The sequence below is a fragment of the Streptomyces goshikiensis genome (assembly GCF_014650555.1).
Lineage (GTDB): Bacteria > Actinomycetota > Actinomycetes > Streptomycetales > Streptomycetaceae > Streptomyces > Streptomyces goshikiensis.
Genome location: NZ_BMVE01000002.1, coordinates 181,999 through 199,170 on the forward strand (window position 1 = coordinate 181,999; position 17,172 = coordinate 199,170).

At 68.8% G+C, this 17,172-nt stretch carries 10 protein-coding genes; 3 read left to right on the forward strand and 7 right to left on the reverse strand.

Features of this window, described 5'->3' with window-relative positions:
- Positions 1-5 precede the first annotated feature (5 nt).
- The 3 genes from IE248_RS06215 to IE248_RS06225 form a co-directional block, all read right to left on the reverse strand.
- Positions 6-2,978: a DEAD/DEAH box helicase gene (locus tag IE248_RS06215; protein WP_190030130.1), complete on the reverse strand. Its 2,973-nt coding sequence runs from the start codon at positions 2,976-2,978 to the stop codon at positions 6-8.
- A gap of 67 nt (positions 2,979-3,045) precedes the next feature.
- Complete coding sequence (locus IE248_RS06220) at positions 3,046-4,314, reverse strand: serine/threonine-protein kinase (protein ID WP_190030131.1); 1,269 nt, start codon at positions 4,312-4,314, stop codon at positions 3,046-3,048.
- Positions 4,315-4,422: 108 nt separating this feature from the next.
- Positions 4,423-5,112, reverse strand: a complete 690-nt coding sequence (locus IE248_RS06225) for a hypothetical protein (protein ID WP_190030132.1) — start codon at positions 5,110-5,112, stop codon at positions 4,423-4,425.
- Between the two features lie 207 nt (positions 5,113-5,319).
- Between IE248_RS06225 and IE248_RS06230 the strand changes: the two genes are divergently transcribed.
- From IE248_RS06230 to IE248_RS06240, 3 genes are all read left to right on the forward strand, one after another.
- The gene (locus IE248_RS06230; RefSeq protein ID WP_190030133.1) at positions 5,320-5,721 is read left to right on the forward strand and encodes a GIY-YIG nuclease family protein; all 402 of its coding nucleotides are present in this window, start codon (positions 5,320-5,322) and stop codon (positions 5,719-5,721) included.
- 378 nt (positions 5,722-6,099) lie between these two features.
- Positions 6,100-7,947: a DUF4357 domain-containing protein gene (locus IE248_RS06235; RefSeq protein ID WP_190030134.1), complete on the forward strand. Its 1,848-nt coding sequence runs from the start codon at positions 6,100-6,102 to the stop codon at positions 7,945-7,947.
- Complete coding sequence (locus tag IE248_RS06240; RefSeq protein ID WP_190030135.1) at positions 7,944-9,164, forward strand: McrC family protein; 1,221 nt, start codon at positions 7,944-7,946, stop codon at positions 9,162-9,164. Before IE248_RS06235 ends, IE248_RS06240 begins: the two co-directional genes overlap by 4 nt.
- A 58-nt stretch (positions 9,165-9,222) precedes the next feature.
- On the opposite strand, the gene IE248_RS38365 is transcribed toward IE248_RS06240, so the two are convergent.
- The 4 genes from IE248_RS38365 to IE248_RS06250 all read right to left on the reverse strand — a co-directional run bounded on the left by IE248_RS38365 (position 9,223) and on the right by IE248_RS06250 (position 16,822).
- Entirely contained in the window at positions 9,223-10,248 is a 1,026-nt protein-coding gene (locus tag IE248_RS38365) for a hypothetical protein (RefSeq protein ID WP_308438128.1), read from the reverse strand.
- Between the two features lie 16 nt (positions 10,249-10,264).
- Positions 10,265-10,540 (reverse strand): hypothetical protein, encoded by a 276-nt coding sequence (locus tag IE248_RS38370; protein WP_308438129.1) that lies wholly within the window; start codon positions 10,538-10,540, stop codon positions 10,265-10,267.
- 212 nt (positions 10,541-10,752) lie between these two features.
- Positions 10,753-10,905, reverse strand: coding sequence for a hypothetical protein (locus IE248_RS38375; protein WP_308438130.1), 153 nt, complete (start codon positions 10,903-10,905; stop codon positions 10,753-10,755).
- 436 nt (positions 10,906-11,341) lie between these two features.
- The gene (locus tag IE248_RS06250; protein WP_190030136.1) at positions 11,342-16,822 is read right to left on the reverse strand and encodes an Ig-like domain repeat protein; all 5,481 of its coding nucleotides are present in this window, start codon (positions 16,820-16,822) and stop codon (positions 11,342-11,344) included.
- Between the last annotated feature and the right edge of the window lie 350 nt (positions 16,823-17,172).

The window sequence follows — 17,172 nt, forward strand, 5'->3', positions numbered from 1 at the left end:
TCTTCTCACAGTGCGGCGGGCGCGGCGGGCAGGGACGCGGGCGCGGCGGGTGGCGCGTCCGGGTCGGGGAGCAGGACCGCGAGGACGCGCAGCATCGGGCCCTGCCCGGTCGTCAGCAGGTCGTCGGCGAGGTCGGCTAGCCGCTTCTTGGTGTGTTCCCCGGAGAGGGTGGGCTGCTCCCAGTGGCCGAGCCGCTCCTTGTACTGCCTGATCGACTCGCGCAGCGGCAGGTCCCAGGCGTCGCGGTGCTCCTCCATGAAGGATTCGGCCGCGGTCAGCACCTCGGGGATGGCGGCCTTCAACGGCCCTGGGTCGCGGTAGCGGAGCTTGTTCGCCATGGTCGGGACGACTCCGGCGCGGCGCAGCAGGGACACCATGTCCGCGTCCACGGTTCCGCTCCTCGTCACTCCCATCCACTTCACGACGGTGGGCCTGCCGAGGCTGTTCGAGTACACGCCCTGGACAAGGAACGTGGGCTCCGCGACACCTGCTGTGATCATCGGAGCTTCCTGGCGGCCGAGCCGGACCAGCACCTTGTCGGTCAGCCACTCGACCACCGGGTGGAGGTCGGTGAGCAGCGAGATCTCCGGCCAGCTCGACGTGGAGTCCGCCTCGCGGGCCCGCTGGAGGGAGTGCTGGGCGAGGCGCCGGTTGAAGGTGACGAGCAGGCGCTCGCGCAGTCCCTGTTCCCGGAGGTAGTCCACGGGAAGTGCCTTGAGCCGGTGGAGCAGGTCGGTGGGCGGACGGAAGGACAGCAGCCCCGACTGCTCGTCGCGGTCGAGGTCCAGCCGTTCGCGGGCGTCAGGGAACACCTCGCGCAATGCTTCGTCGAGGAAGTGCGCGGTCGAGTCGAAGAGGCGGGGGAGTACGGCGCCGCCTGTGACTGCCCCACCGCCTCGGATCTCCGCTGCGGAACGGGTGGCAGACTCCTGCGAGGAGTCCTCCGTGGTGTCGGCCTCGGCTTCCGAGGGCTCCTCGCCGACCGAGCCGAAGAAGTCCGCGAGGAAGTCGTCCATCACGGCCGCGTCCGTTTCGGCGCCGGACCGTGCGGAATCCAGGGACTCGTCCACGGTCTTGCCGCGCAGCAGGTCCTGGACGAGGGACTTCTCCTCGGCCTCCGCGCGGTACAGGCCGGTGACGGCCTCGGCGGTGCCGAGGGAGCGGTGCGCCTGGTCCTCGCGGTCCAGGAGGCGTTCCGCGACCAGGGTGTCGTCCTTGGCGCCTTCCACCGTGCTGGTCAGGATCAGCGCGCGGAACTGGGGCTGGTGGGCCTGCCCGTAGCGGTCGATACGGCCGTTGCGCTGCTCGATGCGGATCAGCGACCAGGGGACGTCGTAGTGCACGAGCTGATGGCACTGGCGGTGCAGGTTGACGCCCTCGGAGGCCACGTCGCCGGTCAGCAGGATGCGTACGGGAGCACCGGCGAGCCCGAACTCCTCCACGACGGCCATCTGCTGTTCGTCGGAGAGGCCGCCGTGCATGACACGGGTGGAGGCGCTCGCGGAACGGCCCCGGAAACCGAGGGCGGCGGGCAGGATGGTGGAGAGCCATTCCAGGGTCTGGACGCGCTCGGAGAAGACGACGACGCGGGTGTCGGCGGAGGGGCCGACACCAATGCCCTTCAACTGCTCCACGAGCGCGCCGAACTTCGCCGAATCCGCCTCGGTGAGGTCGGCGGCCAGCTCCGCCAGGCGGTGCAGGGCGGAGAGTTCCGCCGCGGTGCTCCGCGGGTCGTCCTTCTTCTCCAGAGTCTTGATACGGGCGGAGACCGTGGCCTTCAGCGCCGCGTGGGAGGACAGGAAGGACTTCAGGAGGGTGTACGGGAAGAGCGGCACCGCGCTCACGGAAGCGCCGCCGTCGGTCGGCAGCCAGGAGGCGGCGAGCTCCTCGAAGATCTTCTCCTCGGCGGGGGTGGCCGCACAGTGCACCGCCTCGGAGGGGCCGCGGTCCGCCCACTGGCCCTTCATCTGCTCGCGGACCTCGGTGCTGACCTTCGTCCGACGGATGAAGAGGTGCTCGATGTCCTCGGCCCGGTAGTTCTCCGGGTCGCGGATCGCCGCCGGGTCCAGCAGGCCGATGAGCTCGGCGAACGACTTGGCGTCGCCGTTGTGCGGGGTCGCCGAGGCAAGGATCAGGGCGTCCGTGCGCGGGGCCAGGGTCTGGGCGAGCTGGTTGCGGAGCGAGCCGCGGTTGATCAGGTTGTGGGACTCGTCGATGACGACCGCGTCCCAGCGGATCTGCTCCAGGTGGTGGCGGTACTGGTCGGTGTTCTTGAGGGTGTCGATGGAGACGATCACACGCTTGAAGTAGGTGAACGGGTTGCGGCCTGCCGGGATCTCCCGCTGGATCCGTTCGATGCCGACCGAGTCCAGCCGTACGAGGGGGATCGAGAACCTGGTCCACAGTTCGTGCTGGAACTGCTCCAGCACGTGCTGCGGGGTGACGACGAGAATCCGCTCACCGCGACCGCGACGGATCAGCTCGGCGAGGGTGAGGCCGATCTCCAGGGTCTTGCCCAGCCCCACCACATCCGCGATGAGCAGACGAGGGCGCAGGTTGGCGCCGGAGAGGGCGAGCTCGGCCGGGCGGCGCTGGTAGGGCAGCGGATCCATCAGGAACGAGTCCGCGAGGGCCAGCCGGCGCTCCGACTGGGGCAGCGCCGTGCGGCGCAGGACGGCTTCCAGGAAGAGACGGGAACGGCGGTAGTTCGGGGAGTCGTCCGCGATCAGCCGGGTGTCCCGGGGGTCGATCAGTTCGATGGTGTCCAGACGCGTGAAGAACACGGCCTCCTGGTCGCGCACGAAGTCCGACACCCCGACGACTTCTACACGCGCGCCGTCGGCTTTGGTCCGTACCGAGCTCTTGACCAGCCACACCTCGTCGCGGACGAGGACCTGCGCGCCGGCCGGGAACTGCTCCTGCCCCGGCTCCGGCGGCACGTCGCCGCTTTGCGCGGAGCTGGTCTGGACGACGGTCACCCGTGGCCTCCTGTGGTGTTTCGTGGCGGGATGGGGCTGGTCCTCCAGTATCGCGGGTCCCGGCGTGTCAGAAGGTCGCGCCGGCCGCGTAGACCTCGCGCAGGCGCTGGGCGGTGATACGGGCCTGCGCGGAGGCGCGTGGGCGGCGCCCGCGGCTCTTCGCCCGGGGGGCGGGCGCAGGGTCTGCGGGCGGGAGCAGGCCTGTCGGCGGGTCCGCGGCCGGGCGCGCGGGGGAGGCCGGGTCTTCCGTGCCGAGGGGTGCGGATCGCTGTGCGGGGTGGTCGATGAGCGTAGGGGTCGGTGTGAGGTCGTCGGAGGGCAGCACGCGAGTCGTCCCGGTGCCCGGATCGGTCTGCGCGGGCGGCGCCGTGGCGGGGTCGGCGGCCGGGGAGCCGGTGGGGACGACAGGAACGGTGGGTGCCTCGGCCGGGGCGAGTAGGGCGTCCAGCATCTGCGCGGGTGCGGCCGTGTGGCTCGTGAGCCTGCGGCGGGCCTGGGCGACCTTGAACCCCTGCGCTTCGATCAGCGCACGGCACTGCCGTACGACGTCGTCCAGGGCGGGCCGGTCCTGGGCCCGGTGCGCCAGCATCTGCGTCAGCAGGGGGACGAGCTCGTCCGGTGCCCCCGACAGGTCGGGAGGCGTACCAGGGTCGGTGACCTGGTGGAAGAGCACGTGGATGTTCGCGGCTTGGTAGGGGAGATGGCCGGCGGCGGCGAAGAGAAGTACGGCGCCGAGCGCGTACACGTCGACGGCCGGGGTCAGCGGCTTTTCGCCGTTGGCCTGCTCCGGCGGCATGCAGGAGGGAGTGCCGACGACCGTGTTCGGTGCGGTCAGGGACACACTGGATTCGGCGAAGACCGCCAGGCCGAAGTCGATGATCTTTGGCCCGTTGGGGCCGAGGAGCACATTGGCGGGCTTGAGGTCACGGTGCAGCAGCCCCTGCTTGTGGACGGTCGCCAGCCCCTCGGCGAGGGTCGCTCCGAGCGAGGCGGTGAGCAGCGAGGGAAGCGGGCCGTGGCTCGCCACCTGCCGGCTCAGATCGAGGCCCTCGATGTACTCGGTGGCCAGCCACGGGCGGTCGGCGTCTGGGTCGGCGTCCAGGAGCGCCGCGATCCGGGCGCCCCAGATCGTCTTGAGGATCTCCACTTCCTGGGCGAATCGCTGCCGGGTCTCGGAATCCACGACCGAGGGCTTGATCACCTTCACCGCGGCGGGCTCGCCTCCCGGGGACTCACCCAGGTACACCTGCCCCATACCGCCGTGCCCGATGCGACCGAGCAGCTCGTAGCCGCCCAGCTCGGTGGGGTCGTGTGGGCTGAGGGGCGCGATGTGCACGGGCTGCCTTTCCGGGACAGGTGTGTCGTGGTCGATTCCGTCACGGTATCGACCTGGGGAGGGGCTCCGTAACCGGTGGGGAAAGAACCGTCAGGGACGGCTCCCGCGCTATCCGAGGTCCCGTTTGCGCTCCGCGAGGCATTGCAGCCAGAGTTCGTACGCCTGGCGGGCCTCGTACACCGAGTCCGTGGCGAACGTCTCATCGGCGAAACCGGAGGCGGCCGCCTGCCGGACGACATGGACCAGGTGCTCGGAGACGACGGCGAGCCGGGCGGCGTGGGCCTCCTGCAATCTCGGTGCCAGTTCCTCTTCACGGGCAGCCATCGCCATCAGGTCCTCGAACCCGTCGTCGTCCCTGTAGGCAGAGGGCAGGCTCGGAAGCTCGGAGGCGGAGAGTCGTCGCACGGTCGGCAGCGTTCGCTCGGTCTGTTCCTCAAGCGCGAGGAGCCGGTTCACAAGGGTGCGAGTCGCGGCCGTGTTGCGGGCTGCCGCGGAAGTTGCTTCCAACGCGTCCAGCTGTGCGGGGATCTCCGCCACCGCCTCCGTCGCGAGAAGTCCGCTCAGTCGGTCGGCGATCCTGCGGCCGGTCTTCGACGCCTCGTCGATGACGTCGTCGCAGGCGTCGAGTTCTGAGAAGGCACGCTGAGCCGTACGCACGGCCGCCAGCACCATGGCGGCCTTGTCGCCGTCGAAACGGCCGACTGCCTGAGCCAACTGCGAGGCGGTCATGGTGACGGCAGCGACCAGCTCGTCGGTGTGCCGCAGCTTGTCCGTGTCGTTGGGCGTGTGGATTCCCACCGTTCCCCCCTTGCTCTGACGGTGTCCTCGCCGTAGATCATGGACGCCTCTCCCAGAGCAGGGCAATCCACGGTCGGAAAGCACGAGATCTCGGTTCCCTCGGTGGCCGAAAACGGTGTACCGCCATCGCAGCGGATCATCCGAGCCTGACAATGCGTCCATGCCCATGCACGAGACCGGCTTCGTCTCTGTCCTGCACACGCGGCCATGCAGGACTTGGTGAAGATCGGATTCACGACAAAGCTTCCCGAGGAACGAGCCTACGAGCTCTCCAAACCCACCGGAGTGCCGCTCCCGTTCGACGTCTCCTTTCGCGCGCTGACCATGCGCTGGAGGCAGGTCGAGCGGCTGGTCCACCAGCAGCTCGCTGACCGTCGGGTGTCCCGTAAGGAGTTCTTCTCGGTCTCCGTGGAGGAAGCTGTCGCGACGGTGCGCGCGTGTGTGCTCGCCGTGAACGGGATCGAAGCGTGGGAGCCCGCTGGCAGGCACCTGGTGAAGGAGGGGGACCGCGTCGCCCTATCTGAACCGGGACCGGAGCGCGGCCAACGGAGCCCTCAACGGTCGGGAGCGCCTCGCACCCGGCCATCGCCTCTTGGGGCTGGCGGATGACCTCGACGGCGCCGCGTGTACGAGCGTGATCTTCGAGGCGGGATCATTGCCAGGTGGCATCCCGGACGTGGAGTCCGGGATGGACCCCGGAGGGCTACCCGCTGGTCCCCAACGTACTGGAGCGCGATCTGCCGGAGCCCATGCTGGACGCTGCCAGGCGGGCACTGGACCTGCCGTGTCCCCGAGCGTGGGCACTGCGCCCTCCGGCGCACGAAGCGCAGGTGCACGTGCAGCCGAGTCCCGCTTTCTGGCTCCCTCAGCTACGTCCTGGGGGCGAGCGCCATGGAGGCACGTCCAGCTGACAGCGCCAGCATGCCAACGTAGCCTTTCGCAAGATCAAAAATGCGCGTGACAGCAACTGCCCGAACAAGGAGAGCAATGGCCCAGGAGTACCCGGACTTTCAGCTGAGGCTGCCGCATGGTGGGCCGACGGCGCGCGGGCGGCTGCTCTCCGAGATGGGTACCAACGGCAGCCAGAAGATGGTCGTGCTCGCCGGGTCTCCCGCTCGTCCGGATGTCGTGCCTTCCTTCCCGTTGAGGACGCCCTCCTCGCACCGGCTGCGGGAGAAGCTGATCGCGGAAGGCGCGATACGCGAGACCGTGACCTGGCCAGGATGGCTGGAGGTGATCCAGGACGTCGAATGCAATTCGCCCTCCGCCGCCGGGGACATTCTCATGGGCCGCAGCTGCAACGGGTGGCTTGAGTGGAAGACCGACGATGGCCGACCGCTCGCCGACTTCCTCGAACAGGTCTGGTCGGGACCCAGCCGGGCGTGGCTCGTCAGGGGAGGCCACCCGGCCGGCCCCGACCTCGTACAGCGTGTGTGGCTGGTTGAGGGCCGGGTGACTCTCGGCGGCCTCAGGCTGCGGCCGGACGTGACACAAGGAGTCAGCAAGGAGCAGCTCCGTACCTTCGTCGACGAGGACTACGAGTCGACGGCGACGTACAACGAGAAGGCGCAGCTCGTAGAGGAGCTGCATGCCTTCTTCTCCCGGATGCGACCGGGGGACACAGTGTGTACCGTCTCGGACGCGCGTTTGTACGTCGGCGAGATCACGGGCAACGTCGAGCAGCGGATCGCCGCGGACGGCAGCAGCAACCTGCGGCGTCCCGTGGAGTGGGGGAGGGACGGCTTCCCTTTGGAGGGGCTGCCCGAGGACCTTCGGCAGAGGCTGTCGCTGAATCACGACGTGGTCGACCTGACGGCGGCCAAGGCCCTTGTCGACGGGCTGGGTGTCAGTGACGAGGAGCTCGTGGAGGAGGCCGCGGAGGACGGGGCCGAATCCGGCGTCGAGCCCCTTGCCGTTCTGGCCCGCCGCGAGGTGGAGCTGCCCGAGCCCACGGAGGGGCTGCGGAAGAAACTCAATGTGCACGGTCTGGACTGGCTGCAGGAGATCAGAGGTCTCCTCGTGGACGAACGACAGCTGATCTTCTACGGTCCTCCGGGCACGGGGAAGACCTTTCTCGCCCAGGAGATCGCCGAGCACCTCGGTGGCGGACGGGAGCAGGTGAAACTTGTCCAGTTCCACCCCTCCTACGCGTACGAGGACTTCTTCGAGGGCTTCCGCCCTCGCGAGGACCGGTTGACGCGCGAGGTGGCCTTCCGCTTGACGGCAGGCCCTCTGAGGGAGTTCGCCGAGGTGGCCCGCCGGGAGGGAAACCGGCATGTTCCTCATTTTCTGATCATTGATGAGATCAACCGGGCGAACCTCGCCAAGGTCTTCGGTGAGCTGTACTTCCTCCTGGAGTACCGCGATCGTTCGGTGCAACTGACGTACTCAGGTGAGAGTTTCTCTCTCCCGCCCAACCTCTTCATCATCGGCACCATGAACACGGCAGACCGATCGATCGCCCTTGTGGACGCGGCGATGCGGCGCCGCTTTGCCTTCGTCGAGCTCTCTCCGCGCATCGAGCCGACCAGAGGCCTGTTGCGTCGTTGGCTCGGTGCGAAGGATCTCGAGCCGGCAGACCTGCTGGACGAGCTGAATGCCCGCATCGAAGATGCAGACTTCCGGATCGGACCCTCTTACCTGATGAAGCCGGGAGTCTTCCGTAAGGAAGGACTGGAACGGACCTGGCGGACCAAGATCCTTCCGCTGCTGGAGGAGCACCATTACGGCGAGGGCGTGGACATCGAGAGCCGCTACGGGCTGATGGCGCTGCGCCGGGCGGTGGCCAGGCGGACGGGGCAAGAGGAGACCAGCGAGAGGTCCGACGCGGAGTGACGTCGGTCATCTCACTCGTCGAGCACGCCCCTGCGCAGGTGTTCGCCTTGGCGGAAAAGGTGGGTCGCGCACTGGCGGCCACTAGGATTCTCGACGAGGCCGCCCCCGATCCGTACGAGCCGGGGATGTGGCGGCTGCGTGCCGGGAGCAAGGTCGGGGTCGTGGCGCTTGCCGTCCCGGATGCCGGGACGGTCACGCTGCGCATCGCTCCCAAGGTTCCGGTCGCCCGCCTGTTCTTCCTGCTCGGCTACAGCAGTGACCCGCACGGGTGGCGGGACGGCACCGTCGATCTCGCGGAGCGCGACGAGCTTCTTCCCGCTCTCGCCCATGCCGTCGAACGTCAGACGGACCGGGCTCTCCGGCGTGGGCTGCTCCAGGGATACCGGACCATCGAGGAGTCGTCACTCGTCGTGCGGGGCCGGGTTCGGGAGGCTGAGCAGATCAGGCGCCGATTCGGCATGCCTTTGCCGGTGGAGGTGACATACGACGAGTTCACCACCGACATCGCTGAGAACCGGATCCTGCGGGCCGCCGGCGATCGCCTCCTGCGCCTTCCGGGAGTGCCCGAGGCGGTCCGGACGCGCTTGCTGCACCAGCGGACCCGGCTGGCGGACATCACACCGTTCACCCGAGGACAGCCGATTCCGACGTGGCGCCCCACTCGCCTCAACGCCCGCTATCACCAGGCTCTCCACCTGGCCGGAGCCGTTCTGGCCGGATCGTCGGCCGAACACCTGCCAGGAGGCCTCCGGATGGACGGCTTCATCTTCGACATGAACCGGGTGTACGAGGACTTCGTGTGCGTGGCGCTGCGGGAAGCGCTGCGTCCTTACGGCGGGCGGAGCGCCCTCCAGGCGAAGAACCTGCACATGGACGAAGGGGATTCCGTTCGTCTGCGACCGGACTTCGTGTGGTACACGGCGTCGGGGGCGCCGGGCGTAGTGGCCGATGCCAAGTACAAGGCTCGCAAGCGAAACGGCTATCCCAACGAGGACCTCTATCAGATGCTGGCTTACTGCACCGCGCTCGGGCTGCCCGAGGGACATCTGGTGTACGCGAATGGAAGCGAGCCGCACACCGGTCACCGAGTGCGCCGTTCCGGGACCGTGCTGCACCAGCACGCTCTGGACCTGGACCAGCAGCCGACGGCGCTGCTGGCGGAAGTCCAGGGACTGTCTCGACGTATGGTCGCGGGCACAAGCGCATACCCTTCGTGACGGAGTGCGTGGTTCCATTGGCGCGCTCTTCGCCATGGGCCATCGGCCATGGGCGGAGCTACAGGCCGTGCCCGTCCAGCAGCGCCATCAGCTTGCGCTTGCGCTTCTGGGTGGTGCGCAGAGAGGCCATGTAGTCCGTGAAGGTGTCGTGCGCGCCCAGGGCTTGGTGGCAGGCACGGACACTGAGCAGCAGTTCGGTCAGTTGCTCGTACGCGGCGTCGCCGGTGCGCGTCAGGAGGGGGCCGATCAAGCGCAGGTAGACGCTCAGCGAGTCGACCGGGCGAGTGTCCCGGCTGCGGTCGGCAAGGGTGAGCCACTGGCGGTAGTCGGCGTATCCGTCCGTCGCCGCCTTCCACGCTGCTTCGTTGTCGCCGTCGTCCAACAGGGCGTCCACGAGGACCGAGCCCAAGGGGCCGAGGCACTTGCGGGGCCGGCTGTCAGCACGCAGTACGTTCAGGGCCTGTGCCCGCTCGGGTTCGTCCCAGCGGTCAGCCCCGCGCGCCGCCGTCCGCAGATCCTGGTACGAGGCCAGGGTGCGGCGGCGTCGTAGTACGTCGCGGCGGACGACGACCACGTCGGCCGGGCGGCCGGACCGGGTGTACCGCTCGCAGACGAAGTCCACCAAGTGCTGGTCGGGGCCGCGGTCGGGATCGGACTCCCGCAGGCCGCGTTCGGCCCACTCCAGGGCTTCCGCCGGGTGTCCCGCCCGCTCCAGTTCCCGGGCGATCACCAGGTGCGTGGCTCCGGATGGGGCGAGATCCGCAGCGTGGACGGCGATCAGTGCGTCAGGGCTGCCCTCCGCCCTCGTCAGCTGCTCCATTAGGTGTTTCTCCGCCCAGCACTTCGGGTTGGCGCGCCAAGCCGTGACCACCAGTTCGTGTACCCGCGCCAGACCGGCCTTGCCCAGTACGTCCTCATACTCGGAAAGGGCGATGTCAGCCGCGTTGTTCAGGTCGCCCAGAAGGTGTTCCACCAGCCAGTCGGCGGTCTGGGCCGGGCCGGGGCAGGCCGCCCGGCAGGCATCCAGATGCGCTTCGGCCAGTGCGCTCGCCACGTCGCCGATCGCGCCGTCCGTGTCATCCACCTCGCAGTAGATCCGGCTAACGGCCGCGATGGGCCTCCCGGGCCACATCCACCGTTCGCACGGCGTGGCCGGATCCTGTCAGGGTGCGCAATGCGGATACGGCCTCGGAGGCCTGGAGCCCGTAGGAACGGGCGTTTGCGTACTCGATGTAGCCGTACCGGGCGAAGGGGCGTGTGTCGAGCAGACTCAGGACGCGCTCGCGTACGGCATCAAGATCGTCCCCGGCCGTGGCAGCTCGAAGTTCGAGCCGGTGGCGCAGGTCGTGGTCGCCTGCGAGGTGCTCCCGTATCAAGGAGAGGAGCTCATCCCGACTGCGGGACTCCAGCCAGGTGTCGAGCTGTCGACCTCGGGATGCGGCGGCAGCCCGCCGGCGGGTACCGGTTCCGCCTGGCGCAGTACGGTCAGGCCCCACTGCCACACAGTGTTTGCAGAAGTTACCCCTTGCCCGTAAGGGCAGTCGCACCGTCCGGCACGGCCGTGTTCGTGCTGCATCAGCTCGACCTCTTAGGCATCGGTGCCATCGACGGTCGCGGTGATCGACCTCTCCGTGATCTCCAGTGCATAGACGGAGGACAGATAGCCGAGGCCCCGATCGAACGACCGTGATCCCGCCAGCCGACGCAGCTCGTCCTCGCCGAATCCGAGTGTGTTCCTCATGGCGCTAGTTCAACCGGATCGCATGTGTGTGAAGACGTGAGTGAGCGTCGGAGCGATGGCGGTGACGGGCGACGCTCGTTTGACGCACGTGGTCCTGAGTAGACCCGTTCCATGGTTCACACACGCCCAGGACCTGGAGACTTCTTCGTCAGCTCTGAGCCTGAGGTCTTCCCGATGACGCACCACGTCGAGTGCGTCGCGATTCTGGAGCCGGTCGAGAAGGGCCGCTGACCTGCCGTTACGTTCCGTGGCCATCCGAGGATTCAGTGCGGAGACGGGCAGAGAGCCGGCGGCAGCGCTGGCGGCGGTGAGCGTGGCCGGGAGGATGTCCGCCGCGATCAGCGCTGCCCGCGCAGCTGGCCGGGGCGGCGGTTGCCGCCCCGGCCGGCCGGCACCGCCCCGGCCCGTGGCTTCCGGAGCGGTGACCGGAGTTCGGTCAGGGGAGGAGCGGGACGAGGACGAGTGTCAGCGCCGCCGTCACGGAGGACGGGGCGTAGCAGCTCGTCCCCGCGAAGGACGCGGTGTAGCTCGTCGCCGTGACCATCGTGCTGGGAACCGGCAGCATCGGCGGTGCCAGTGTGGCCACCCCGCTGGCGTTGGTGAGCGCGGTCCCGAGCGTGATGGGCCCGAGCGGCGTGTTCGCCTTGAAGGTGACCAGTTGTCCCGGGAGCGGAGCGGCGCTGGAGGTGACCTTGAGCGTGGCGCTCATCGACGGGATGACGAACGTGCCGTTCGTCCGCAGGCGGATCTGCGCCGGGGGCGCCGTCAGCGTCGTGGGAGTCGGGTTCACGGTCAGGTTCGCCGCAGCGGCGGAGGGACTGTGGCAGGGGCCTCCGTTGTAGACGGCGGTTACCGTGCCGCTGGTGCCCGCGGTGGTGGTGACGCAGGCCGTGCCGCTCGCGTTGAGCGCCACGGTCTGGCTGAAGCCGCCGGGACCGGTGAAGGTGACCGTTCCGCCGGGAGTGCCGCTGCCCGGCGCGTTGGTCGTGACTGCGGCGCAGAACGTCACCGGCTGGCCGCAGCCCGCGGGGTTGGGGGTGATGGTGAGCGCGGTCGTGGTCTGGGCGTTGTTCACGGTCACGCCCTTCGTGCTCGTCGAGGGCTTGAAGCATCCGTTGCCGTTGTAGACGGCCGTGACGGTGCCGTTGGTGAGGGTGTTGGTGGTGACGCATGCTGTGCCGCTGGCGTTGACGGGCACCGTGGTGTTCAGTCCGCCGGGGCCGGTGAAGGTGATGGTTCCGGTGGGGGTTCCGCTTCCGGGTGCGACGGCGGTGACGGTGGCGCAGACGGTCACGGTCTGGCCGCATACGGAGGGGTTGGGGCTCACCGAGACGGTGGTGGTGCTGGTTGCCTGGTTGACGGTTGCCGGCGCGGTGCCGGTCGATGAGGAGAGGCATGCGTTGCCGTTGTAGACGGCTGTGACGGTGCCGTTGGTGAGGGTGTTGGTGGTGACGCATGCTGTGCCGCTGGCGTTGACGGGCACCGTGGTGTTGAGTCCGGCCCCGGTGAAGGTGACGGTTCCGGTGGGGGTTCCGCTTCCGGGTGCGACCGTGGTGACGGTGGCGCAGACGGTTACGGTCTGGCCGCATACCGAGGGGTTGGGGCTCACCGAGACGGTGGTGGTGCTAGCTGCCTGGTTGACGGTTACCGGCGCGGTGCCGGTCGATGAGGAGAGGCATGCGTTGCCGTTGTAGACGGCTGTGACGGTGCCGTTGGTGAGGCTGCTGGTGGTGACGCATGCTGTGCCGCTGGCGTTGACGGGCACCGTGGTGTTCAGCCCGGCCCCGGTGAAGGTGACAGTTCCGGTGGGGGTTCCGCTGCCGGGTGCGACCGCGGTGACGGTGGCGCAGACGGTCACGGTCTGGCCGCACACCGAGGGGTTGGGGCTCACCGACACGGTGGTGGTGCTGGCCGCCTGGTTGACCGTCACGTCGAAGGGAGCGTCGGAGCCGGCGAAGCAGGAGTCGCCGTTGTAGGTGGCCAAGTAGGTGCCGCCGGTGAGGCTGCTGGTGGTCAGGCATGCCGTGCCGCCCGCGTCCAGCGTGAGTGTGACGTTCAGTCCGCCGGGGCCGGTGAAGGTGATGGTGCCGGTGGGGGTGCCGCTTCCGGGTGCGACGGCGGTGACGGTGGCGCAGACGGTCACGGCTTCGCCGCATACGGAGGGGTCGGGTTCGACGGTCACGGACACGGTGCTGGCCGCCTGGTTGACGGTCACGGGCGCGGTGCCGGTCGATGAGGAGAAGCATCCGTCGCCGTTGTAGACGGCCGTGACCGTGCCGGTTTCCAGGGTGGTTGTGGTGAAGCATGCCGTGCCGCTCGCGTCCAGGGTCACGGTCTCGTTCAGTCCGCCCGCTCCGGTGAAGGTGACGGTTCCGGTGGGGGTGCCACTTCCGGGTGCGACGGCGGTGACGGTGGCGCAGACGGTTGCGGTCTGGCCGCATACGGAGGGGGTGGGGTCGACGGTCACGGACACGGTGCTGGCCGCCTGGTTGACGGTCACCGGCGCGGTGCCGGTCGATGAGGAGAAGCATCCGTCGCCGTTGTAGACGGCCGTGACCGTGCCGGTTTCCAGGGTGGTCGTGGTGAAGCATGCCGTGCCGCTCGCGTTCAGTGGCACCGTGGTGTTCAGTCCGGCCCCGGTGAAGGTGATGGTGCCGGTGGGGGTGCCACTTCCGGGTGCGACGGCGGTGGCGGTGGCACAGACGGTTACGGTCTGGCCGCATACGGAGGGGTCGGGGTCGACTGTCACTGACACCGTGCTCGACGCCTGGTTGACGGTCACGTCCAGTGAGCCCGTCGACGGCAGGAAGCAGGTGTCCCCGCTGTAGGTGACGGTGACCGTGCCGGTTTCCAGTGCGGTCGTGGTGACGCATGCCGTGCCGCTCGTGTCCAGAGCCACGGTCTCGTTCAGTCCGCCGGCCCCGGTGAAGGTGACGGTTCCGGTGGGGGTGCCGCTTCCGGGTGCGACTGCGGTGACGGTGGCGCAGACGGTCACGGCTTCGCCGCATACGGAGGGGCTGGGGTCCACCGAGACGGTGGTGGTGCTGGCCGCCTGGTTGACCGTCACGTCGAAGGGAGCGTCGGAGCCGGCGAAGCAGGAGTCGCCGTTGTAGGTGGCTGAGTAGGTGCCGCCGGTGAGGCTGCTGGTGGTCAGGCATGCCGTGCCGCCCGCGTCCAGCGTGAGTGTCGCGTTCAGTCCGCCGGGGCCGGTGAAGGTGATGGTGCCGGTGGGGGTTCCGCTGCCGGGTGCGATGGCGGTGACGGTGGCGCAGACGGTCACGGCTTCGCCGCATACGGAGGGGTCGGGGTTGACGGTCACCGACACCGTGCTCGATGCCTGGTTGACGGTCGCGTCCAGTGAGCCCGTCGAGGGCAGGAAGCAGGTGTTGCCGTTGTAGACGGCTGTGACGGTGCCGTTGGTGAGGCTGCTGGTGGTGACGCATGCCGTGCCGCTCATGTCCAGGGTCACGGTCTCGTTCAGTCCGGCCCCGGTGAAGGTAATGGTGCCGGTGGGGGTGCCGCTTCCGGGGGCGATGGCGGTGACGGTGGCGCAGACGGTCACGGTCTCGCCGCATACGGAGGGGTCGGGTTCGACGGTCACCGACACCGTGCTCGACGCCTGGTTGACGGTCGCGTCCAGTGAGCCCGTCGAGGGCAGGAAGCAGGTGTTCCCGCTGTAGACGGCTGTGATCGTGCCGGTCTCCAGCGTGGTCGTGGTGACGCATGCCGTGCCGCTGGCGTCCAGGGGCACCGTGGTGTTCAGCCCGCCGGGGCCGGTGAAGGTGATGGTGCCGGTGGGGGTTCCGCTGCCGGGTGCGACTGCGGTGACGGTGGCGCACACGGTCACGGTCTCGCCGCACACCGACGGGTTGGGGTCCGCCGTCACCGCCACCGAGCTGGCTGCCGGGTTGACCGCCACATCCGCGGTGCCGGTCGATGAGGAGAAGCATCCGTCGCCGTTGTAGACGGCTGTGACCGTGCCGGTCTCCAGGGCGGTTGTGGTGACGCATGCCGTGCCGCTGGCGTCCAGGGGCACCGTGGTGTTCAGTCCGCCGGGGCCGGTGAAGGTGATGGTGCCGGTGGGGGTTCCGCTGCCGGGTTCGACTGCCGTGACGGTGGCGCAGACGGTCACGGTCTCGCCGCACACGGAGGGGGTGGGGTCGACGGTCACCGATACGGTGCTGGCCGCCTGGTTGACGGTCACCGGCGCGGTGCCGGTCGATGAGGAGAAGCATCCGTCGCCGTTGTAGACGGCCGTGACCGTGCCGGTTTCCAGGGTGGTTGTGGTGACGCATGCCGTGCCGCTCGCGTCCAGGGTCACGGTCTCGTTCAGTCCGCCGGCCCCGGTGAAGGTGATGGTTCCGGTGGGGGTTCCGCTGCCGGGTTCGACTGCGGTGACGGTGGCGCACACCGTCACGCTTTCGCCGCATACCGAGGGGTCGGGGTCCACCGACACGGTGGTGGTGCTGGCCGCCTGGTTGACCGTCACATCGAAGGTCTCGGCCGATGAGGAGAAGCATCCGTCGCCGTTGTAGACGGCTGTGATCGTGCCGGTCTCCAGGGTGGTCGTGGTGAAGCATGCCGCGCCGCTGGCGTTCAGTGGCACCGTGGTGTTCAGTCCGGCCCCGGTGAAGGTGATGGTGCCGGTGGGGGTTCCGCTGCCGGGGTCGACCGCGGTGGCGCTGGCGCACACGGTCACGGTCTCGCCGCACACCGAGGGGTCGGGGTCCACCGACACGGTGGTGATGCTGGCCGCCTGGTTGACCGTCACGTCGACGGTTCCGGTCGAACCGGTGAAACATGTGTCGCCGTTGTAGACGGCCGTGATCGTGCCGGTTTCCAGGGTGGTTGTGGTGAAGCATGCCGTGCCGCTCGCGTCCAGGGTCACGGTCTCGTTCAGTCCGCCGGCCCCGGTGAAGGTGATGGTTCCGGTGGGGGTTCCGCTGCCGGGTGCGACTGCCGTGACGGTGGCGCACACGGTCACGGCTTCGCCGCATACGGAGGGGCTGGGGTCCACCGAGACGGTGGTGATGCTGGCCGCCTGGTTGACCGTCACGTCGGCGGTCCCGGTCGCGCTGGCGTAGCACTCGTCGCCGCCGTAGCTGACGGTGACCGTGCCGGTCTCCAGCACGGTCGTGGTGACGCACGCTATGCCGTCCGCATCCAGCGACACCGTCTCGTTGAGCCCGCCGGGACCGGTGAACGTCACCGAGCCCGACGGGTTGCCGATGCCCAAGGAGACCGGCGCCACGGTGACACAGAGCGTCACCGTCTCACCGCACACCGACGGGTCGGGGTCCACCGAGACGCCGACCGTGACGGGCGCTTGGTTGACGACGTGCAGCGTCAGGGGGGAGTTCGACGCGTCGAAGTGCGCGTCGCCGGAGTAGAAGGCGGCTGCCTGGTGGAAGCCGACGTCCAGGTTGCTGAAGATGACCTGCGCCTGCCCGCTCATGTCCACGGGGGCGGTCAGCACCGGACCGTCGTCGCTGACGATGAAGGACACCAGCCCGGTGGGGGTTCCCGAGCCTGGTGGAACGGGGGTTACCTGTGCGGTGACGGTCACCGTCTCGCCGCAGACGGAGGGTTCGGGATCGAAGGCCAGCGTGGTGGTGGTGTTCGCGAGGTTGACCTCTTGGGTGTCCGCGCCCGTGGACGGGTCGTACTCGGCGTCGCCCGAGTAGTTGGCCTCCACCCCGTGGAGACCGACCTCCAGAGCGCTGGTCACGTACTGTGCCTGGCCGCTCAGGTCGAGCGGCTCCGTTGTCACGGACACGCCGTCGACGACGAACTCGACGCTGCCGGTCAGGGCGGGGCCGCCGGCGAGTTCCGGCTGGACGGTGGCGGTGAAGGTGACCGCCTGGCCGAAGACGGATGGATCCGGTGCCGAGGTCACGGTGGTGGTCGAACTGGCCATGGTGTGGCTCCCTTTCGGATGACCCGCGAAAGCAGGTGATGTGCCTTCGCCCCTGTGGCGTGGGGCGGAGCGCGGAGCGCATGCGAAAGAGCTGGTGCGGCGTTCCGGAAAGGGCCCTTGTCCACGCGGAGTCGGGGCACATCACCTGCTGATATCAGCAGTAGGCATTCCGAGTGAGGTCGTGGGCTAGATGGGTGAAGGGAACACCACTCGTTCGGCTCAGCGCACTCAGGCGCGCGAGATGCGGTAAACCCGGATCGGGCGGCGCCTTGGTGCATTTTCCGAGAGGAGAAAGGTTTTCCCTTTCCCGCGGCCTTCCTGGGTGTGCTGCCGGGCTGCGGTGGGAAAAA

What these genes read in the sequence shown, in the direction of transcription:
- IE248_RS06235 (WP_190030134.1), top strand. Translation starts at nt 6,100, where the DNA reads ATGGCCCAGGAGTACCCGGACTTTCAGCTGAGGCTGCCGCATGGTGGG.
- IE248_RS06230 (WP_190030133.1), top strand. Translation starts at nt 5,320, where the DNA reads ATGCAGGACTTGGTGAAGATCGGATTCACGACAAAGCTTCCCGAGGAA.
- IE248_RS38375 (WP_308438130.1), bottom strand. Translation starts at nt 10,905, where the DNA reads ATGAGGAACACACTCGGATTCGGCGAGGACGAGCTGCGTCGGCTGGCG.
- IE248_RS06250 (WP_190030136.1), bottom strand. Translation starts at nt 16,822, where the DNA reads ATGGCCAGTTCGACCACCACCGTGACCTCGGCACCGGATCCATCCGTC.